This is a genomic window from Sulfitobacter sp. HNIBRBA3233 (genome assembly GCF_040149665.1).
Lineage (GTDB): Bacteria > Pseudomonadota > Alphaproteobacteria > Rhodobacterales > Rhodobacteraceae > Sulfitobacter > Sulfitobacter marinivivus.
In genome coordinates this window covers 52385-69946 of sequence record NZ_JBEFLP010000002.1, presented here as the reverse complement: position 1 = coordinate 69946, position 17562 = coordinate 52385, and the positions used below count along the sequence as shown (strand labels likewise).

At 60.9% G+C, this 17562-nt stretch carries 25 protein-coding genes, 1 tRNA gene and 1 pseudogene; 7 read left to right on the top strand and 20 right to left on the bottom strand.

The features are described 5' to 3' along the window. Window position 1: 1 nt before the first annotated feature. Both ABMC89_RS13590 and ABMC89_RS13585 read left to right on the top strand, forming a co-directional pair. On the top strand, window positions 2-1120 hold the full coding sequence (locus ABMC89_RS13590) for a glycosyltransferase family protein (protein ID WP_349569701.1): 1119 nt from the start codon (window positions 2-4) through the stop codon (window positions 1118-1120). Then, window positions 1117-1866 carry a polysaccharide deacetylase family protein gene (locus ABMC89_RS13585; protein ID WP_349568796.1) on the top strand — a complete coding sequence of 250 codons (750 nt, stop codon included), beginning with the start codon at window positions 1117-1119 and terminating at the stop codon, window positions 1864-1866. Before ABMC89_RS13590 ends, ABMC89_RS13585 begins: the two co-directional genes overlap by 4 nt. On the opposite strand, the gene ABMC89_RS13580 is transcribed toward ABMC89_RS13585, so the two are convergent. Continuing rightward, window positions 1863-2693: a 3-oxoadipate:acetyl-CoA acetyltransferase gene (locus ABMC89_RS13580; protein WP_349568795.1), complete on the bottom strand. Its 831-nt coding sequence runs from the start codon at window positions 2691-2693 to the stop codon at window positions 1863-1865. The genes ABMC89_RS13585 and ABMC89_RS13580 overlap by 4 nt on opposite strands. Before the next feature lie 141 nt (window positions 2694-2834). Here ABMC89_RS13580 and ABMC89_RS13575 point away from each other — a divergent pair, with 141 nt between their 5' ends. After that, window positions 2835-3044 (top strand): DUF3072 domain-containing protein, encoded by a 210-nt coding sequence (locus ABMC89_RS13575; protein ID WP_349568793.1) that lies wholly within the window; start codon window positions 2835-2837, stop codon window positions 3042-3044. A gap of 46 nt (window positions 3045-3090) precedes the next feature. Here ABMC89_RS13575 and ABMC89_RS13570 read toward each other — a convergent pair whose 3' ends face one another. After that, window positions 3091-3324: a hypothetical protein gene (locus ABMC89_RS13570; RefSeq protein ID WP_349568791.1), complete on the bottom strand. Its 234-nt coding sequence runs from the start codon at window positions 3322-3324 to the stop codon at window positions 3091-3093. A 113-nt stretch (window positions 3325-3437) separates the two neighbouring features. Between ABMC89_RS13570 and ABMC89_RS13565 the strand changes: the two genes are divergently transcribed. Continuing rightward, the gene (locus ABMC89_RS13565; protein WP_349568789.1) at window positions 3438-3566 is read left to right on the top strand and encodes an entericidin A/B family lipoprotein; all 129 of its coding nucleotides are present in this window, start codon (window positions 3438-3440) and stop codon (window positions 3564-3566) included. Between the two features lie 57 nt (window positions 3567-3623). Further along, on the top strand, window positions 3624-3743 hold the full coding sequence (locus ABMC89_RS13560; RefSeq protein ID WP_349568787.1) for an entericidin A/B family lipoprotein: 120 nt from the start codon (window positions 3624-3626) through the stop codon (window positions 3741-3743). A 196-nt stretch (window positions 3744-3939) separates the two neighbouring features. On the opposite strand, the gene lepA is transcribed toward ABMC89_RS13560, so the two are convergent. Then, the gene (gene lepA / locus ABMC89_RS13555; RefSeq protein ID WP_349568785.1) at window positions 3940-5742 is read right to left on the bottom strand and encodes a translation elongation factor 4; all 1803 of its coding nucleotides are present in this window, start codon (window positions 5740-5742) and stop codon (window positions 3940-3942) included. Between the two features lie 202 nt (window positions 5743-5944). Between lepA and ABMC89_RS13550 the strand changes: the two genes are divergently transcribed. Beyond that, complete coding sequence (locus ABMC89_RS13550; protein ID WP_349568783.1) at window positions 5945-6301, top strand: hypothetical protein; 357 nt, start codon at window positions 5945-5947, stop codon at window positions 6299-6301. A 61-nt stretch (window positions 6302-6362) separates the two neighbouring features. Here the strand turns inward: ABMC89_RS13550 and ABMC89_RS13545 are convergent, their stop codons facing one another. The 8 genes from ABMC89_RS13545 to ABMC89_RS13510 form a co-directional block, all read right to left on the bottom strand. Next, window positions 6363-6953: a GNAT family N-acetyltransferase gene (locus ABMC89_RS13545; protein WP_349568781.1), complete on the bottom strand. Its 591-nt coding sequence runs from the start codon at window positions 6951-6953 to the stop codon at window positions 6363-6365. Continuing rightward, window positions 6946-7350: a ketosteroid isomerase-related protein gene (locus tag ABMC89_RS13540; protein ID WP_349568779.1), complete on the bottom strand. Its 405-nt coding sequence runs from the start codon at window positions 7348-7350 to the stop codon at window positions 6946-6948. Before ABMC89_RS13540 ends, ABMC89_RS13545 begins: the two co-directional genes overlap by 8 nt. A 103-nt stretch (window positions 7351-7453) precedes the next feature. Beyond that, a complete protein-coding gene (locus tag ABMC89_RS13535) occupies window positions 7454-7915 on the bottom strand; it encodes an arsenate-mycothiol transferase ArsC (protein WP_349569699.1) in 462 nt (153 codons plus the stop codon). Window positions 7916-7920: 5 nt separating this feature from the next. After that, window positions 7921-8400 carry a UPF0262 family protein gene (locus ABMC89_RS13530; RefSeq protein WP_349568777.1) on the bottom strand — a complete coding sequence of 160 codons (480 nt, stop codon included), beginning with the start codon at window positions 8398-8400 and terminating at the stop codon, window positions 7921-7923. Between the two features lie 99 nt (window positions 8401-8499). Next, a complete protein-coding gene (gene hisD, locus ABMC89_RS13525; protein WP_349568775.1) occupies window positions 8500-9804 on the bottom strand; it encodes a histidinol dehydrogenase in 1305 nt (434 codons plus the stop codon). A gap of 102 nt (window positions 9805-9906) precedes the next feature. After that, window positions 9907-10377, bottom strand: a complete 471-nt coding sequence (locus tag ABMC89_RS13520; protein WP_349568773.1) for a DUF2948 family protein — start codon at window positions 10375-10377, stop codon at window positions 9907-9909. Continuing rightward, window positions 10374-11645, bottom strand: coding sequence for a UDP-N-acetylglucosamine 1-carboxyvinyltransferase (murA, locus tag ABMC89_RS13515; RefSeq protein WP_349568771.1), 1272 nt, complete (start codon window positions 11643-11645; stop codon window positions 10374-10376). The genes ABMC89_RS13520 and murA overlap by 4 nt, the downstream gene beginning before the upstream one ends. Before the next feature lie 3 nt (window positions 11646-11648). Then, window positions 11649-11834, bottom strand: a complete 186-nt coding sequence (locus ABMC89_RS13510; protein WP_349568769.1) for a hypothetical protein — start codon at window positions 11832-11834, stop codon at window positions 11649-11651. A gap of 96 nt (window positions 11835-11930) precedes the next feature. Here ABMC89_RS13510 and ABMC89_RS13505 point away from each other — a divergent pair. Further along, a tRNA-Thr gene (locus tag ABMC89_RS13505) sits at window positions 11931-12005 on the top strand. Window positions 12006-12546: 541 nt separating this feature from the next. On the opposite strand, the pseudogene ABMC89_RS19035 reads toward ABMC89_RS13505, so the two are convergent. From ABMC89_RS19035 to ABMC89_RS13460, 9 genes and pseudogenes are all read right to left on the bottom strand, one after another. Beyond that, window positions 12547-13539: pseudogene (locus ABMC89_RS19035) on the bottom strand (recombinase family protein); the annotation flags it as partial. 24 nt (window positions 13540-13563) lie between these two features. Continuing rightward, the gene (locus ABMC89_RS13495) at window positions 13564-13896 is read right to left on the bottom strand and encodes a hypothetical protein (RefSeq protein ID WP_349568765.1); all 333 of its coding nucleotides are present in this window, start codon (window positions 13894-13896) and stop codon (window positions 13564-13566) included. Between the two features lie 218 nt (window positions 13897-14114). Next, window positions 14115-14426, bottom strand: a complete 312-nt coding sequence (locus ABMC89_RS13490; protein WP_349568763.1) for a hypothetical protein — start codon at window positions 14424-14426, stop codon at window positions 14115-14117. A gap of 18 nt (window positions 14427-14444) precedes the next feature. Further along, complete coding sequence (locus ABMC89_RS13485) at window positions 14445-16088, bottom strand: type IV secretory system conjugative DNA transfer family protein (RefSeq protein WP_349568760.1); 1644 nt, start codon at window positions 16086-16088, stop codon at window positions 14445-14447. Between the two features lie 142 nt (window positions 16089-16230). After that, window positions 16231-16428 carry a hypothetical protein gene (locus ABMC89_RS13480; RefSeq protein WP_349568758.1) on the bottom strand — a complete coding sequence of 66 codons (198 nt, stop codon included), beginning with the start codon at window positions 16426-16428 and terminating at the stop codon, window positions 16231-16233. Between the two features lie 28 nt (window positions 16429-16456). Beyond that, window positions 16457-16648, bottom strand: coding sequence for a hypothetical protein (locus ABMC89_RS13475; RefSeq protein ID WP_349568756.1), 192 nt, complete (start codon window positions 16646-16648; stop codon window positions 16457-16459). A 13-nt stretch (window positions 16649-16661) separates the two neighbouring features. Next, window positions 16662-16790: a hypothetical protein gene (locus tag ABMC89_RS13470; RefSeq protein ID WP_349568754.1), complete on the bottom strand. Its 129-nt coding sequence runs from the start codon at window positions 16788-16790 to the stop codon at window positions 16662-16664. A gap of 33 nt (window positions 16791-16823) precedes the next feature. Next, window positions 16824-17111 (bottom strand): hypothetical protein, encoded by a 288-nt coding sequence (locus ABMC89_RS13465; protein WP_349568752.1) that lies wholly within the window; start codon window positions 17109-17111, stop codon window positions 16824-16826. Between the two features lie 12 nt (window positions 17112-17123). Then, the gene (locus tag ABMC89_RS13460) at window positions 17124-17462 is read right to left on the bottom strand and encodes a hypothetical protein (protein WP_349568750.1); all 339 of its coding nucleotides are present in this window, start codon (window positions 17460-17462) and stop codon (window positions 17124-17126) included. Window positions 17463-17562 lie beyond the last annotated feature (100 nt).

Sequence of the window (17562 nt, the reverse complement as noted above, 5' to 3'; positions counted from 1 at the left end):
AATGATCGTCGTCACACATCTGCTGGGCACAGGCCATCTGGCGCGCGCCCTGACGCTGGCACAGGCGTTTTTGCGCAGGGGCCACCAGCCGCAGGTGGTCAGCGGCGGTTTCCCCGCGCCGCATCTTGCGACCGGCGCGGTCGAGGTAACGCAGCTGCCGCCCCTTCGATCCGATGGCACGGATTTCACCCACCTCATCGGCAGCGACGGACCCGCAGACACCGCCTATCACAGGCAGCGCCGCGTCCGGATGATGGCCGCTTTCGACAGCTTCAAGCCCGATGTCCTGATGACCGAGCTTTTCCCCTTCGGGCGACGGGGCCTGCGCAGGGAATTCACTGATCTGCTGTCGCACGCCAGGGGCGCGGCCGACGCGCCGCTGATCTGCGCCTCGATCCGCGATATACTCGCCCCGCCGTCGAAGCCCTCCAAGGCCGAGTTTGCCGACCGGATGCTGCGCGACTTCTACGATGCTGTTCTGGTCCATGCGGATCCGGCGCTGACTCCGCTCGATCTCAGTTGGCCGATCAGCGACACGCTTGGCGCGCGGCTGCACTATACCGGTTTCGTGGCCCCTGCGCCCGCGGCTCCCGACCGGCAAGGTTTGGGGAAAGGCGAGATCATCGTCAGCACAGGTGGCGGCGATGTGGGGCATTACATCCACGATGCGGCGCTAGGCGCGGCGCGGCGTGATCCGCGCAGGCGCTGGCGGCTGCTGATCGGGGGCGCCAACGCAGCACACCTTGCACGGCTGCAGGCAGACGCCCCGCAGAATGCGACGGTCGAAGCCGCGCGGCCCGAGTTCCGCGCCATGCTGCACCATGCGACAGCGTCGGTTTCGCAATGCGGCTACAACACCGCGCTGGATATCCTTCAGGCCGGGACCCGCGCGGTGTTCGTGCCCTTCGACGAAGATGGCGAGGTGGAGCAGGGATTGCGCGCCAAGGCGCTTTCCGCACAACCCGGTATCGCCACCCTGCCCCGCAACAGGCTATCGCCCGAAAGCCTGTTGGCAGCGCTGGACGAGGTGGCCCGCGATGCGCGTATGCCCGCCCGGGCCCTGTTCGACGGCGCGGCGCGCACGGTCGAGATACTTGAACGGCTGAAGGGTGCGGCATGACCGAGTGGGGCCCGCTGAGGCAGGAAACACGGATCTGGCAAAGCGAAGGCCTGCGGCTGCCGCTGTGGTGGCGCGATGACGACGCAGTGTCCGCCAGCGCGCCATTGGAGCGGCTGGTGGGCCTGTCCGAAGAGGTCGCGTTGCCGGTGTATCTGGCGGTGATCCCCGATCTTGCCGAGCCGTCCCTCGTCGATGCGGTAGCAGCGTCTGGCGGCGCGTTGCGGCCGGTCGTTCACGGCTGGCGTCACGAAAACCACGCGCCCGCGGGCAGCAAAAAGGCAGAGTTCGGCCAACCGCGCGCCACCGCCAGGGACGAGATTTGCGAGGGCTACGCGCGTCTGTCGCACCTGTTCGGGCCGGCGCTGAACGCCATGTTCGTGCCGCCCTGGAACCGGATCGACGACAGCCATCTGCCCGGGCTGGTCGCTGCGGGCCACCGGGTCATTTCTGTTTTCGGCCCGCGCAAGCGCGGTCAGGCTGTGGACGGGTTGCGCTACGTCAATACCCACCTCGACCCCGTGGATTGGCGGGGCACCCGCAGTCTGGTGCCCGCCGAGACGCTGATCGCCGGTCTGGTCGCCGATCTGCGCGCCCGGCGCGCGGGCCATGTGGACGGGAACGAACCATACGGCCTGCTCACCCACCATCTGGTGCATGACGCGCCGGTCTGGGACTTTACCCGCGCCTGCCTGACCGAGCTTTTGTCCTCGGTCGCGGATCCCGCCGACCCGATGGCGGTGCCTTAGGCCGGGCGCAGGTCCAGCATCTTGCGCGCCTGTGCGGGGGTGGCGACGGGGCGCTCGTATTTCTCGCACAATGCGACCGCGCGGCGGATCAGGGCGGCATTCGATGGGGCCAGCGTGTCACGGTCCAGACGGACATTGTCCTCAAGCCCGGCGCGTGCATGACCACCCGCTTCGATCGCCCAGTCGTTCAGCGTGATCTGGTGCTGGCCAATGCCCGCCGCACACCAAAGCGCATCCGGCGCGAGGCGCTGGACCGTCTTGATGTAGAAATCAAACGTCTCGCGGTCCACGGGCATGGCATTCTTCACCCCCATGACGAACTGGATATAAAGCCTGCCGGGGATGCGACCGTCGCGGTTCATCTCGGCGGCCTTGTGGATGTGGCTCAGATCGAAGGCCTCGATCTCGGGTTTCACGTCGTATTTGACCATCTCCGAAGCCAGCCAGTCGACCAGTTCGGGCGGGTTTTCGTAGACCCGCGTGGGAAAATTGTTCGACCCGACAGAGAGGCTCGCCATATCGGGCTTCAGCGACAGCATCCCGCCCCGCGCCTGCCCCGCACCCGAGCGTCCCCCGGTCGAGAACTGGATGATCATATCGGGGCAATGTTTCTTCAGCCCTTCTTGCAGGGCCGCGAATTTCTCGGGATCCGAAGAGGGCGTTTCATCCGCGTTGCGCACATGCGCATGGCAGATCGCCGCACCTGCCTCATAGGCTTCGTGTGTGCTTTCGATCTGTTCGGAGATCGAAATGGGGACAGCGGGGTTGGCGGCCTTGGTAGGGACCGATCCGGTGATCGCGACGCAGAGGATGCAAGGGGTGGACATGGTAGCTCCGATATTGGTGTTTCGTGAACCTACACCGCAAAGGCAGCGCAGGTACACCATCTGATGCGCATAACGGATCGCTTATCCACGGGAACATTGTGTCTGTTCGCGGGTTAAAAACCGGAACAAAAGGAGAATATCATGGATAATCCGAAAGAAACGCCAGAGGGTAACGCGATCAAGGATACGGACGACTGGGTAACCGGAGACGAGCCCATGACCGGTGCACAGGCGAGCTATCTCAAGACGCTGTGCGAAAAGACCGGCGCGGACTACGTCGACGGGCTGACGAAAGCGGAAGCATCGGACAAGATCGAAGCATTGCAGGAACAAGCCGGGCTGGAAAACTGACCGACCCCGCCGTGGCGGGGTCGGGTCGTGCAATCGACCTCCTGGATCAATCCTTGGACGGCTTGCCCGCGTCGGCAGAGCTGCCGCGATCCATGCCGCCCTTGTCCTGGCCGTTGCCGACAGCCGCACCGAGACCCTGCGCGGATGTCGCCGTTTCGGCACCGGCATTCTTGCCCGGCTCGCCATCGGCACCGTTGCTCTGGTCATGGCCCTTTGCAAAGGCGCTGGTGGCGGCAATTGCAACAACTGCTGCGGCGGCAAATGTTTTCGCGAATTTCATTCTCGTTCCTTCCCGTTGATTTTTGTAGTACGGAAGGCACGACACCGGAGGTGGCAGAGTTTCATCCGACAGAAACTTTCTCCGGCAGTGATGATTTTCATGGAGAGATGACCATGCCGAAATTGCTCAGACTGATGACGGCCCTAGCGGCGCTCGGCCTCTTGGGCGCCTGCGAAACGGCCGAAGGATTCGGGCGTGACGTACAGCGTGCCGGTCAGGTGATCACCAGCGCCGCCAACTGACGGGAACCCCCTGCTTTGCGCGCGCGTTGGGGTGGCAAGCAACGTCAGGAGATTAAAATGTTTAGAATTGTCGCCATGATCGCCGCACTCGGTGCCCTTGCCGCATGCGAAACCGCCGAAGGTTTCGGTGAAGACGTGCAGAATGCCGGTCAGGAAATCGAAGAAGCCGCAGAGTAAAAGCGCCGCTTCAAAGAACAAAAGCCGTCGGCGCTGTCGCGTCGGCGGCTTTTTCTATTCAAGGCTGGCCATCAGCGTCGCTGCGTCAGCTGGGGCGCTGCATCTGTTTTTTGTGGGCATTCCCGCCAACAGTACCCAAGCATAGCCGCGATCCACGCCCGCCCAGCGCGCCACCGCTATCAACAGGATAGCAGTCTTAGCTGTCCATTTTCAGAGCGCTGATGAACGCTTCCTGCGGGATGTCGACCTTGCCGAACTGACGCATCTTCTTCTTGCCCGCCTTCTGCTTGTCCAGCAGCTTGCGTTTGCGCGACGCGTCGCCGCCGTAGCATTTCGCGGTCACGTCCTTGCGCATCGCCGACAGTGTTTCGCGCGCGATCACCTTGCCGCCGATTGCAGCCTGGATCGGGATCTTGAACATGTGGCGCGGGATCAGATCCTTGAGCTTTTCGACCATCGCGCGGCCCCGTCCTTCGGCCCGGTCCCGGTGCACCATTGTCGAAAGCGCATCGACAGGTTCGTCGTTCACGAGGATCTGCATCTTCACCAGCGCATCGGTGCGGTAACCGATCATCTGGTAGTCGAAGCTGGCGTAGCCTTTCGTGACCGATTTCAGACGGTCGTAAAAATCGAACACAACCTCGTTCAGCGGCAGATCATAGACGACCATGGCACGCGCGCCGGCATAGGTCAGATCCATCTGGATGCCGCGCCGGTCCTGACACAGCTTCAGCACATCGCCGAGGTATTCGTCGGGCACGAGGATCGTCGCCTTGATGCGCGGCTCCTCGAGGTGGTCGACATAGGTCAGGTCGGGCATATCCGCGGGATTGTGAAGCTCCCGCATTTCGCCGTCCTTCATGTGGACGTGGTAGATAACCGACGGCGCCGTGGTGATCAGATCGATGTCATACTCGCGCTCGATCCGGTCGCGGATGACTTCGAGGTGCAAAAGCCCCAGAAAGCCGCAGCGGAACCCAAAGCCCAGCGCGGCGGATGTTTCCATCTCGAACGAGAAGGAGGCATCGTTCAGGGCAAGTTTCTCGATGCTGTCGCGCAGGTCCTCGAAATCGGCGGCGTCCACGGGGAAAAGGCCGCAGAACACCACCGGCTGCGACGGCTTGAAGCCCGGCAGCGGGGTTTCGCAGGGGCGTTTTTCCAATGTGATGGTATCACCCACACGGGTGTCGCGGACCTGTTTGATCGACGCGTTGAGATATCCGATCTCGCCGGGACCGAGGCTTTTGACCGATGTCATGGCGGGACGGTAGACGCCCACATCGTCCACGTCATAGGTGCCGCCCGTCTTCATCATGCGGATGCGGTCGCCCTTCTTCAGCGTGCCGTCGATGATACGCACGATGACGATCACGCCAAGGTACTGATCGTATTTCGAATCCACCAGCATCGCCTTGAGGGGCGCATCCGGATCGCCCCCTTTCGGCGGGGGCAGGCGCTGCACGATCGCTTCCAGCACATCGGGGATCCCGACACCGGTCTTGGCGCTGATCTCGACCGCGTCATGCGCCTCGATCCCGATCACGTCCTCGATCTGTTCGCGCACCCGCGCGCAATCGGCGGCGGGCAGGTCGACCTTGTTCAGCACCGGCACGATCTCGTGGTCGGCGTCGATGGCCTGATAGACGTTGGCCAGTGTCTGCGCCTCGACCCCCTGGGAGGCGTCGACCACCAGCAGCGATCCTTCGACAGCCTGCATGGACCGGCTGACTTCGTAGCCGAAGTCGACGTGGCCCGGCGTGTCGATAAGATTCAGAATGTAGGTGTTGCCATCCTTCGCGGGATAGTCGATCCGCACGGTATTGGCTTTGATCGTGATCCCACGCTCGCGTTCGATGTCCATCGCATCGAGAAGCTGTTCCTTCATATCCCGTTCGGCCACCGTTCCGGTAAGCTGGATCAGCCGGTCGGCGAGGGTGGATTTCCCGTGGTCGATATGCGCCACGATCGAGAAATTGCGGATATGTGCAAGCGGTGTCATGGGCCTGATATGTAGGGGTTTGTGGCGACGGTCAATGGGCATGATGAAGCGGGGTGCGGCACGGATGCAAGGGTGCCGGGGCGCGACATTTTCCTCAATTGCTGTTTAACCGGATTTAAGGCATATTCACACTATTGAGCAGCAGGCAGCGTCGGCACGGGGGACAACCTTCGGCAAGAGCGCGCAGAGAAAAGGCAGACACATGAAACGCATTGCAGTGGCGCTTGTGGCGCTGGCAACATTGGCCGCCTGTGGTGGCGGGCACAAGACTTCCTACAGTACGCGCGGATATCTCGCGCCAACGCAGCTTTATGCGACGGGCCCGATCCAGCGCGCCTGTCTGGCACAGGACCGCCGTGGCGCGACCAGCCAGAAATGCGGCTGTATCCAAGCAGTTGCGGACAAGGAGCTTTCGGGCAGCGAACAGCGGCGCGGCGTGAAAGCGTTCAAGGATCCCCACAAGCTGCAGGTTTGGCGACAGTCCGACCGGGCGTCGGACAATGCTTTCTGGTCGACGTGGAAAGCCTTTGGCGAAAGCGCCACACGGGTCTGCAGCTGAGCGCAAGCAGCGGCGGTTTGCGCCCCTGTCGCCCAGCGGCGACACGGGGCGGCCCATTCACCTAAAGATCGCGAATCCAGAACTGTAGCGGTTTGCGCGTGGCAGCCTCCTGCCCGTGATCCTTCCAATCGAAATGGGCCACCACTCCGTCAAGAGGCGCATAGCCGCGCGCGCGCCAGAATCGGTCCAGCGGCTGGTAGTCCGCCGGCCTGTCGGGATGGTCTTCGGGGCGGATGACGGCGCAGAAACAGGATTTCGAGAATCCATTGGCGCGCGCGTGCGCCTCGCGCAGGTCGAAAAACCTGTGTCCGATCCCCTGCCCCCGATAGGCGGACAAGAGGATGCTTTCAGCGCAGTAAAAGATGTCTTCGAGATCAAGCGCGGTGCCCGCGAATGCCGCCGCGAAATCATCCGCGTGATCGGTCAGGGGCGTGCCGGTGCTGGCCCCGACAAGCCTGTCGCCGTCAAAGGCACCGACCAGCACGGCTTGGGCCGTATCGCGGTAGGTCTGGAGGTATTGCCGCTCGTAGGCCAGATCACCGTCGTAGAGATAGGGCCAGTCGGCAAAGACCGAAATCCGCAGACGCGCGACGTCGTCCAGCGCCCGCTCCAGTGCCGCGCCCGTCAGGACACGAGTCGACAGATCAGCCATTACCGCCCGTCACCTGACCGATCCAGTCCGACAGGTTGTAGCGCGTGGTGACGCGGGTGATCTTTCCGTCTTCCAGATCGAAGAAGGACCCGGCGGGCAGACGATACCGCTGGCCATGTGCCTGTGGCAGCCCGTCATCCGTTTCCAGATAGGTCCCGTCGACGATATATTCGGCCGCCGCGCGTGTGCCGCCTTCGGCCTCGAACAGGACGATATCGGTCAGAGTCTCGTCGTAGCATCTGGACATATGCGCGCAAAACTCGGCGAAAGCGGGCTTGCCGCGGCGAATGTTGCCCTCGTTGACGTGATGGGCGACGTCGTCTGACAGGCAGTCCAGCATCGCATCGGTGTCACCGGCGTTGAAGGCATCGAAATAGGCGCGGATGGTGTCGGTCAAGGAAATCTCCCCCTCATGAGGTCAAGGCACCGGCAAAGCAACACACGACATGCCGGCACGGGTCAAGAGCGCCCTGCGCGCCAGCGGTCCGCGCCTGCTGCGCCTAGACCTGCGGCTTGGTCGGCGCGCCGAAGCGTTCGGTGATGCGCGCAACGATCTGGTCCCGGGCGGCGCGGAATTGCGTCAGCTTGGCATCGCGCGTCTCGCCCAACCCCGTGGGGTCGAGGATCGGCCAGTATTCGACCTCCAGATGGAAGAACCGCGTCAGCTCCAGCGCGCGGCGCTGGGAGGCGGGCGACAACGCGATGACCAAATCGAAAGAGCTCAGATCGTCGCCCCATTCCTGCATTTCGTCGAAACTGCGCGAGCGGTGGCGCGACAGCTCCACATCCATTTCCTGACAGACGGCGATTGAGAAACCGTCGATTTCGAGATCGTTGTTCACGCCTACGGACTGGACATAGGTGTCCAGGCCATAGAACTTCTTCATTATTCCCTCCGCCATGGGGGACCGGACGGCGTTGTGGTCGCAGCAAAACAGAACCGACTGGGGCAAGCCTTGCAGCACCGTCACCCTCCGAAATGAAGAACGCAGATGAGGGTGAACAGGCGTCGCGCGGTATCTATGTCGATCTCGGCCTTGCCTTCGAGCCGCTCTTGCAGCACCCGGCTGCCCTCCATGTGGATACCACGGCGGGCCATGTCGATCGTTTCGATCTGGGCGGGCGGCAGTTTCTTGACCGCGTCGAAATAGCTTTCGCAGATCTGAAAATAGTCCTTCACCACCTGCCGGAAGGGGCCGAGCGACAGGTGGAACTCCGCCGCCTTTTCGCTGTTTTCGGTTGCCACGTCGAATACCAGACGCTTTTCGCGGATCGACAGGCCCAGATGATAGGGCCCGGGCGGCACGTCGCGCCCGTCCCGCTGGGGCAGGACAAACGAGTTGTCCTCCAGAAGATCGAACATCGCGACCCGCCGTTCCTGTTCGATTTCGGGCGTGGGCGGCGGCAGGTTGGCATCGTCGAGGACGATATGGGTGATATGGGCCATCGGTGGCCTCCGGTCAGGCAAAGGCTGGGGTTCGCCCCCGTGATACCCGCTTGGTTCCTGCGGGGCAATCCGTGCCGCTGCGTCCCGGGAGCGGCTGCGTCAGCGGTCGTTGAGCTTGCGCAGGCGTGCCGTCACCGAGAGCCCGTGCGCTTCGAGGCTTTCGGAAGCGGCGAGCCGTTCAGCGGCGGGGCCGATGGCGCGAAGCGCGTCGGGCGTCATCCGTGCCAGCGTGGTGCGCTTCATGAAATCGAGCACCGACAGTCCCGAGGAGAACCGCGCCGACCGCGCCGTTGGCAGAACGTGGTTTGGGCCGCCGACGTAGTCGCCGATGGCCTCAGGCGTCCATTGACCGAGGAAGATCGCACCGGCGTGGGTGATCCTGCTCGACAGCGCCTCGGGGTCGGCGACGCAGAGTTCAAGGTGTTCGGGCGCAATGCGGTTCGACAATGCGGCGGCGCTGGCCAGATCGGGCACGGTGATGACAGCGCCGAAATCCCGCCAGCTGGGTCCGGCGATATGCGCCCGTTGCAGGGTTTCGAGATGCCGGTCGACGGCCTGCGCCACGTCGCGTCCGAAACCGGCGTCGGTGGTGATGAGGATGGACTGGGCGCTTTCGTCATGTTCGGCCTGACTGAGAAGATCGAGGGCGATCCAGTCGGGATCGTTGTCGGCATCCGCGATGACCAGAATTTCCGAGGGGCCGGCGATCATGTCGATCCCGACCTTTCCGAACACGCGCCGCTTGGCGGCGGCGACGAAGGCGTTGCCGGGGCCGGTGATCTTGTCCACCGGCGCGATGGTTTCAGTGCCGTAGGCCAGCGCCGCTACGGCCTGCGCCCCGCCAACGCGGTAGATCTCATCCACGCCGGAAATCTGCGCGGCCAACAGCACCAGCGGGTTCAGTATCCCGTCCGGTGTCGGCACGACCATGGCAAGCCGCTCGACCCCGGCGACCTTGGCCGGGATCGCGTTCATCAGGACGGAGCTGGGATAGCTTGCCAGCCCGCCGGGCACGTAGAGGCCCGCCGCGGACACCGGCGTCCAGCGCCAGCCGAGCAGCGCGCCCGTCGCGTCCGTCCATGCCGCATCCTCGGGCAACTGGCGTTCGTGGTAGGCGCGGATGCGCTCCGCGGCCAGTTCCAGTGCCGTGCGATCCTCCGGCGGGACCTCATCGACCGCTTTCGCGATCTCTTCGGCGCGGATGCGCAGGGTATCGGGCGTCAGTGCAATGCGATCGAAACGGGTGGTGAAGTCGATCACCGCGGCGTCGCCACGGGCACGCACATCGGCGATGATTTCCGCGACGACAGCATCCACATCGGGGCTCTCCTCGCGCTTCGCGCTCAGCAGGGCGGTGAAGGCAGGCTCGAAATCGGGATCGGTGGCATCGAGAAACTGGGGCATGACGGTTCCGGTAATTAGGTCAGCGGCAGATAGGGCGGAAGCTGTGGCGCGCAACGGGATGCGTCAGAGTGCGCGGCGGCCCCCGACGGGACGGCAGGATCATCAGTCCGGATGGGTCGGCCGTTTGCGCGAGGGTGCCACATAGGGGCGCGTGACATCTTTCAGCGTCGCCTCAAGCGCCTCGACGGACAGACGTATGGCACCATCGCCCGCAAGCGTCAGCACCACATGGCCCGAGGGCGCATCCGTCGGCTCGAACGCGATGGAGAGCAGCGACAAAACCGTATCGGCATCGCCCTTCGGCACCCCCTGCGATGCGACGGCCTGCACATTCGAAAACATCAGCACGGACTGAACCCGTTCAGGAGCGTGGCGCGCCTCGCCCGCGTCCTCCCAGCGCATCCGGTTCAGCAGGAGTGCAAACCGCCCCTCGGCCCGCAACCAGCGCATTTCGGACGCCGGGAAAACGGCATCCTGTGCGAGCGATGAAATCACCTGCAAATCCTCGGCATCCATAGCGCCGAGGTTGAGCGGCGCCTCGCGACCGTCCTCGAAACGTGCGTCGTCGGTCATGTGTCTTTCACCCGTTCGATATCCGCGCCCACGCCGCGCAATTTGGCGACCACGTGTTCATACCCGCGGTCCAGATGGTAGACGCGCGAGATCTTGGTTTCGCCCTCGGCGGCGAGCCCGGCCAGAATCAGCGAAACCGAGGCGCGCAGATCGGTCGCCATCACGGGCGCCCCGCGCAGCTTGTCGACCCCCGTGACGATGGCGCGACCGCCCTGCACCTCGATGTCTGCCCCCATACGGATCAGTTCGGGCGCATGCATGAACCGGTTCTCGAAAATCCGCTCTTCGAGTGTCGCGGTGCCGGCTGCGGTACACATCAGCGCCATCATCTGCGCCTGAAGGTCCGTCGGGAAGCCGGGGAACGGCTCGGTCGTGACATCCACAGCCGACACGCGGCCGTTGCGGCGGCGGACCTTTAGCCCTTTCTCCGTCTCCGTCACGTCGATACCGGCCGCGTCCAGTTTTTCGCAAAACGCGCCCACAAGGTCGATCCGGCCGCCCAGGCACTCCACCTCCCCCCCGCAGATCGCGGGGGCCAGCATGTAGGTGCCAAGTTCGATGCGGTCGGTAACAACGGGATGCGTAGCAGCGCCGAGGCGATCCACCCCTTCGATGGTGATGGTCGATGTGCCGTCGCCGTCGATATGCGCCCCCATGGCGCGCAGGCAGGTCGCAAGATCCACGATCTCGGGCTCGCGCGCGGCGTTGTTGATCACCGTTGTGCCTTTGGCAAGCGTTGCGGCCATCATGATGTTCTCGGTGGCCCCGACGGATGCGAACGGAAAGTCGATGACCGCTCCCTTCAAACGTCCACCCGCCGCCTTGGCAAAAAGATACCCCTCGCGCAGATCGATTTCCGCGCCCATTTTCGCCAGACCGTCCGTGTGTATATCCATCGGGCGCGCGCCGATCGCGCAACCACCGGGCAAGGAAACCTCGGCATATCCTTCGCGCGCGAGCAACGGGCCGAGCACGAGGTTCGAGGCGCGCATCTTGCGCACGATATCGTATTCGGCACGGGTGTTGATCTCTCCGTGGCAGGACATGGCGATGACACGCCCTTCCTGAAGCGACGTGATCTCGGCGCCCAGTGACTGCAACAGCTGCGTCATGGTGCGGATGTCCGACAGGCGTGGCGCATTGGTCAGGGTCAGCGGCTCTTCGCTCAGCAGCGTGGCGGGCATCAGGGTCAGGCAGGCGTTCTTGGCCCCAGCGATGGGAATTTGCCCTTCAAGCGGTCCACCGCCCCGTACCAGAATGGAATCCATGACTTACTGTCCTTTGTCCGGCGCGTCGGGCGCCGTGCCTGTGTGATCGTCCTGCGCGCGTGCGCGGGCCTGTGCCTTGCGCCTTGCCATATTGGCCTTGAGCGCCTGTTTCAAGCGCGCTTCGCGATCCGCGGCGGCCTTTGACTTGCCGCTTTTGCCGCGACTGTCCGGTGGTGATTTCTGAGCCATGGTGCCTGTCTATCCCAGCCCCCCCGCAGCGTCCAGATTGTCGCCCGAATTAGGGTTGCGCGGCTGCAACTTTGCGGCTAATCAGCGCCCCACGATGCTGCTGTAGCTCAGAGGTAGAGCACTCCCTTGGTAAGGGAGAGGTCGAGAGTTCAATTCTCTCCAGCAGCACCATCTCACACTTTTTTGCCGAAAAGCCGCCTAACACTTTAAAAGGTAAAGCGGTTTTTGGTGTTCCATACACACCATCCGGCGTGAATGTCAGCGGTTCAGAAAATGCCAGTCTCAGCACCGTCTGACGAACCGCATAACTGCCATTTTTGTAAATATCCCAAGGCCTTGCGAGGAACCGTAAGGCGAGTTCAATACACTCTTCAAACCTGGCCGTGTTTGGAAGCGGTTCTTCAGCCCTTTCCAACAGTACCAATTTCTCACGTTCCAGCCTTTCTATCTTGGCTTCGAGGGCTTTCAGGACTGTTTGGTTCTTGGTCTCCACCATTCGCTCAACGAGTTCCAAAATTCTCTCATCAGCAGCCTTGGCCTGCTGTGCCCATTCCTCACGTTCAGCGCGCGCGAGTTCCAAGCGCCCGTTCCAAGCATCCTTGAACATCGCAATGGCGAGATCGAAGAGCTTCTTGGAAGGTTGAAGGCTCTTCATCATGTCCTCAAAGCCAGCTTCCAACTTCGAACGAGGGACGGACTTGCTTTTCTGACAGCACCCACGCGTCTCGCAGCGATAATAGGCATAGTGCTTGTACTTGCCCTTCGACCAAGCTCCCGTCATGGCGTTCCCGCATTCGCTGCACATCACGAAACCGCGCAAGGGGAAGTCAGCACTAAAGTCGGCGCGAGCAGGACCACGCGCACCTTCGATCAGGTTTTGCCTGATACGCTCGTGTGCGGCGAGACTGATCAGCGGAGCGTGATGGCCGCGCCGGAGCGAGACGCCCCATGTCTTGGCTTGGACGTAGCCCGCATAGATCGGATTGCGCAGTATCTTGGTGATCTTCCATGCCCTGATCTTCCCGTTCGGTTGATCCTTGGGGAACTCGGGCTTGCTTTCGAGAAATCGCTGAACTTCCGCTTGCGAACGGAAGAGACCGTTTGCGTAGCCGTTCAGAGCTTCGCGCAGGCATTCCGCTACGGGCTCGTCTGGAACCAGCAGCTTTCCATGGATACGGTCCGTCGCGAATTTGTACCCGATGGGCGCGTGAAAGACCCAGTAGCCTTTCTCGACGCGTGCCATCATCTTCTGTTTGACTTGCCGCCTGTTTTGCTCACGTTCCAGTTCGCCTTGGGCGGCAATGATCGTTTCAATGAATTTGCCTTCAGGCGTATCTTCAAATGAGAAGTTCAAGCATTCGACACGAGCGCCGCGTTCCGCGAATTCACGCCTCAGCTTGATGTGAAATTCCACATCGCGGGCAAAGCGCTTCAGATCATCGAAGATCACTACGTAGTCTTTATCGCGCTGTGCATCGAGGTAGGCCAGCATACCGCACATCCCTGGCCGCTTCATGAAGTCTCCGCCGCCTGAAGCATCGTCAGGGAAGACCATCTCTACTTCGTAGCCTTTGCTTTCCGCGTACTGGCGGCAGCGGTGTTCCTGGCTATCGAGGCCTGAGCCTGTGAGCTTCTGCTTGGTTGTCGAGACGCGACAATAGATCAGCGCTTTGACTGTCTCGGTTTTGGTTTGTGGGACTCCCATGAATCCTCTCTTTCCCGCCTGCTTCTATGGCGCAGGCGCTTCTTCATCTTGTTGTTTGCATTGATCCAATTGTACTTCAGTGGACTCCGAAAAGCCCGCCTGTTCAAGCTGTGTTCCGGGTTTTCCACAGGCTTGTTGGGCTGGATGAACGCCGAAGCCGAGTTGAACGAAGGCTGTGATGATCGTCCAAAGCGCCTCAATGATTTCTTTCTTTTGTTCGGGCGACAAGGCAGGTTCATCGAGGTAGGCTTGGTAGCGTTCCAGATCGATTTCCAATGAAGGCGTCGAACGTCGGTTGATCGCCGTTTCAATGGCTTCGTTCAGGTCAGATACAGACTTGGCTTCAACATCTTTCACGAACGGGTATCCTTTTCGTGCAAGGACGAAACGACCTGTCGCGTCTGCAAGGATGCGGCGCGCTTGAGCGTGTTTCGTGTTTGAATTTCATCGTGATGGGCATGAAGGCCCGATCACGGTTGGTGCGATGCAGCGTGAAACGCTTGCTGATTGAGGCTTTTGGCCGGAGCACCTAGGTTCATATTACCATGAATTGAGTCCACCAGCCAAATTTCGCCTTAGCGTTCACGGCCTTGGTCGCGGGCTCTCTGCCTCCCTGTTTGCTGCTCTACATACTTGGCGCGTTCCTGATCGCGCATCTGCTGAATGCTCTCATAGGCTTTCTGATCCAGCCTTGCCGCTTTCAAGAGATCACGTTCAGGGATGACGCTTGTATTCTGCCAGTTTCCGTCCTGATCGCGATAGGATCGGCTGCGCTCTGTATTGTAGACGGGGCCGTTGTCAGTCTCTCGCCGCCATATCGCGACCTCAACCGCGCCATCACGGTGCTTCGTGATTGGTCGGCTTGTATCTTCTTGATGATCACTCATCTCGCATTCTCCTCTCTCTTAGTTTGAAGGTTGAGGCCGGTAGCCACTCACGTAGGACCACTGGCCGCTTTCGCGGTACTGCGGCCAATCCCTGAGGCGTCGCGGCACTCTTTCGGTGACGACTTTTCGATGGCGCTGCCCGAAAAACGTGGAGATTTCCACGGTGCCAGGCTTGGAGTGAAACGGATCGCCGAGATAGAGCCCTGCGAGATCGCGCCGCTGCCAATACGGTCGAATTGTCAGGTAGGCGGGCTTTGCCAGTACGCCTGGCATAAAGACAAACGCTTGGCCGTTCTTCTCTCCGAGAATTTCATCGATCCCTCGAAGCTCACGCCCCATCTTAACGGTTTGCTGCGCCAAGCACTCTTGGTGACCGGCTTCCATCATCGTCAGAACGGGATCGCCTTGCCCCAAGATCATCTTGGTGATCGCACTTGATCGGGCAGCTTCGGCGCGCCCAACTGCGGCTTGATCGACATACTCAACGGTCATTCGCCCGAGCTGGCTCTGGATGATCCGTGCCTGTTCGGCGGAGCGTGTCCCCAGATAAATCTGCGTCCCGCAAGAGTTAGGAATGACGGTGCTGGCACCGCGTTTCAGGTTTTCGAGCTGTCGGGTGGATTGCACGACGTATGCGGGGCGAATGCCATAGCCCGCACCAATGGTCGCCAGCGACTCCGCGAGCGGCCAAGCTCCGATGTTTCCGATCTCCTGCAAGACCCAGAACTGAGGTCTAGCAGCTATGGCTCTACGCTTGTGCAGTAGCGCCGTCGAGAAAAGTGTCCGCACAATCGGACCGGACGTTTCGGCATATTCAAGGTCCTCCATGATCGAGACGAGACAAGAAGGACTGCCTTCTTCAGTCAGCATGTCGAACGAAAAATCGAACGGCGGAGATAGGGCTTCGCGAAGTTGGGGATCGAGCATGCAAGCATAGCTCTTAGAGAGTTCACCCTTGATGCCATCCCATCCACCACCCTTGAATTCGCCCGACTGAACCCGCTCTATCAGGGTCGCGACTTCTCGGATTTGCGGCTCGGGTTGAATTGAAATCTCATACTGAAACGACAACCATTCCTCAGTCAGATCGCCGAGTACGGCGACTTTGTCAGCCATGACCGGAAGCGTGACAGGTCCGATTGTCCGAGCATACGTGACGGAAATCGCTACGTTGATCTTCTGCGCCCATTGCTGGAAATAAGCCGCCTTGGGATCGGTTTCGGGCGTCCAGTTGGACGCGAAGACCATCGCGTCTGGCAGGAGCGTCGGAGACTTCGCCTCAAGATGTCCCAAGGCGTCGAACCTATGGGCGGGCATTCCACGCTGTTTTCTTGGGTTGAAGTAATAGGCGTGACGGCCATGACGGACTTGAAGAGCGGCGATTGCTCCATCCTGTCCTTTCCAGTCCAGTAGCACGATGTGGTGATGACCATGTGTCCCGCAAATGCATCCGTCTATCAAAAATGGTTGGACGAGACTGCCCTTCAAACTTCTTGCTCCGCCTGTCACGAGCAATGCACTCTGCTGGTCTGAAAAACACGGACGTCCAGCAGCGTCGTGGCCGATATAGGCTCCTTGCTTCCTGTAGAGGCCTGCTCGCCGACGCATACGCGCATCGGCAAAGCCAGCCGAGCCGAAGCGATCCTGACTGGGATCGATCATGTGAATTCTCTTTTGCGTTTGGTCCCGAGATTTGGGACAAGCGCCGTGGGTGATGTTGCCGCATCGCCCTCGGCCAGGGTTCTGGTTGAGCTAGGGGCGATCTCGCGAAGCATGCTTTGCGAGATCGCTTTTCAAAGCGGCGTCAGATCGATTGCTTCCCGACGAACGCGCCGTAGAAGCCGCCGAGCGAACAAAGCCCAAAGATAGCAATGCCTGCCTGCGACAGACCGCTGCCATCGTAGTTTGCCATTACCAGCAACGTGACATAGCCGAATGCGCAACCGCCAATGAACATGGCCACGCGTTGCGGCAGAGAGTGATATTTGGTCATATTTGCCATAGATTTTCCTTTCCTGATGACCGTGGGGTCAAACTTGGTCGAATCCAAATACGCCGCGAAAGATTCCGCCCGCAGCGAAGGCTCCGATGATAAATGCGACAACTAGGCTGAACTCGAATTCGCCATGCTGCGCGACCAAAGCGGCGATGATCATGCCGACGATGCCGATTGCCAGGTTATTTCGCCGTTCACTTGCGCTAAGGCGTTTTCTTCCTCTCATTGCCTTCGCTCCCTCACTGAACCCAGGACGGGACGCTGCCAAAGAAGGCCGCGACGACGAAGCCGAGGATGATGAGAACGGCGATGCCAGTTCCGAAATCCGGCCCTCGCTTTCGAAATCTTACTCTTGTGATATCCGCCATGGTGTTTCTCCTTTCATGGGTTGAGGTTGTGGCTCAGAAGAGCCGTCTCACGGCCCACACAGAAGCGGTTTGTAGCGCTGCCAAGATGGCGAGCCGCAGGATGACGTATGTCGCGGGGTAGCTTGAAATCTGCATCGCTTTGGAGAGCCACGACGCAGTTTGGTAATCGTACTGAGAAGAAAGTGCGTGCCATACCAATGGCTCAAGTGCCGGATACATGCTTGGCCCAACGAATACGGCACCGCCAAGCGCACCGATGGTCGCAACAGGTCCAAAGGCCGCTTGCAGGCCACCGCCGCGCATTTGAGAAAAGTTCTGCATTCTACCCAGCCCTCACGAATTGCCATTCGAGGGCATGCTGAAGGCAATAATTGCTGCTAGTGAAAACACAACTCCAATTGACTTGGGAGCAGTCAGCGGCTCCTGAAGCCAAAAGAATGCAAAGCATAGTGCCAGTAGTTGAGTCAGGGCGGAGACTACGACGCTCGCGAATGCCACCGAGTTATCTAACAAGGGAAGCATAAACCAATAGCCGCCCGCGAGCGTCAGGAACGCTAATGCCGCATAACGTTGATCACCTGTCTCGATGCCAAATTTGAAAGATATCGTCGTCAAGGCGAAACACGCGGCAGCTGCACTCGCATCGATAAGTCGGGGATCAAGTACGTCCATTTTGACCAGCCTCCATCGGTTCCCGACTCTCATCGGGATTGTCATGGCCGCTGAAGGCGGCTCACTGATTCTGTGTTGATGGGATCATACTGCCCCCATT

Bases quoted from the DNA above. Each gene is read 5' to 3' on its own strand.
- lepA (WP_349568785.1), bottom strand. From the start codon at position 5,742: ATGACACCGCTTGCACATATCCGCAATTTCTCGATCGTGGCGCATATC.
- ABMC89_RS13585 (WP_349568796.1), top strand. From the start codon at position 1,117: ATGACCGAGTGGGGCCCGCTGAGGCAGGAAACACGGATCTGGCAAAGC.
- murA (WP_349568771.1), bottom strand. From the start codon at position 11,645: ATGGATTCCATTCTGGTACGGGGCGGTGGACCGCTTGAAGGGCAAATT.
- hisD (WP_349568775.1), bottom strand. From the start codon at position 9,804: ATGCCCCAGTTTCTCGATGCCACCGATCCCGATTTCGAGCCTGCCTTC.
- ABMC89_RS13590 (WP_349569701.1), top strand. From the start codon at position 2: ATGATCGTCGTCACACATCTGCTGGGCACAGGCCATCTGGCGCGCGCC.
- ABMC89_RS13565 (WP_349568789.1), top strand. From the start codon at position 3,438: ATGCCGAAATTGCTCAGACTGATGACGGCCCTAGCGGCGCTCGGCCTC.
- ABMC89_RS13490 (WP_349568763.1), bottom strand. From the start codon at position 14,426: ATGAGTGATCATCAAGAAGATACAAGCCGACCAATCACGAAGCACCGT.
- ABMC89_RS13485 (WP_349568760.1), bottom strand. From the start codon at position 16,088: ATGATCGATCCCAGTCAGGATCGCTTCGGCTCGGCTGGCTTTGCCGAT.
- ABMC89_RS13580 (WP_349568795.1), bottom strand. From the start codon at position 2,693: ATGTCCACCCCTTGCATCCTCTGCGTCGCGATCACCGGATCGGTCCCT.
- ABMC89_RS13510 (WP_349568769.1), bottom strand. From the start codon at position 11,834: ATGGCTCAGAAATCACCACCGGACAGTCGCGGCAAAAGCGGCAAGTCA.
- ABMC89_RS13520 (WP_349568773.1), bottom strand. From the start codon at position 10,377: ATGACCGACGACGCACGTTTCGAGGACGGTCGCGAGGCGCCGCTCAAC.
- ABMC89_RS13575 (WP_349568793.1), top strand. From the start codon at position 2,835: ATGGATAATCCGAAAGAAACGCCAGAGGGTAACGCGATCAAGGATACG.
- ABMC89_RS13545 (WP_349568781.1), bottom strand. From the start codon at position 6,953: ATGGCTGATCTGTCGACTCGTGTCCTGACGGGCGCGGCACTGGAGCGG.
- ABMC89_RS13465 (WP_349568752.1), bottom strand. From the start codon at position 17,111: ATGCAGAACTTTTCTCAAATGCGCGGCGGTGGCCTGCAAGCGGCCTTT.
- ABMC89_RS13475 (WP_349568756.1), bottom strand. From the start codon at position 16,648: ATGAGAGGAAGAAAACGCCTTAGCGCAAGTGAACGGCGAAATAACCTG.
- ABMC89_RS13570 (WP_349568791.1), bottom strand. From the start codon at position 3,324: ATGAAATTCGCGAAAACATTTGCCGCCGCAGCAGTTGTTGCAATTGCC.
- ABMC89_RS13560 (WP_349568787.1), top strand. From the start codon at position 3,624: ATGTTTAGAATTGTCGCCATGATCGCCGCACTCGGTGCCCTTGCCGCA.
- ABMC89_RS13470 (WP_349568754.1), bottom strand. From the start codon at position 16,790: ATGGCGGATATCACAAGAGTAAGATTTCGAAAGCGAGGGCCGGATTTC.
- ABMC89_RS13530 (WP_349568777.1), bottom strand. From the start codon at position 8,400: ATGGCCCATATCACCCATATCGTCCTCGACGATGCCAACCTGCCGCCG.
- ABMC89_RS13480 (WP_349568758.1), bottom strand. From the start codon at position 16,428: ATGGCAAATATGACCAAATATCACTCTCTGCCGCAACGCGTGGCCATG.
- ABMC89_RS13460 (WP_349568750.1), bottom strand. From the start codon at position 17,462: ATGGACGTACTTGATCCCCGACTTATCGATGCGAGTGCAGCTGCCGCG.
- ABMC89_RS13550 (WP_349568783.1), top strand. From the start codon at position 5,945: ATGAAACGCATTGCAGTGGCGCTTGTGGCGCTGGCAACATTGGCCGCC.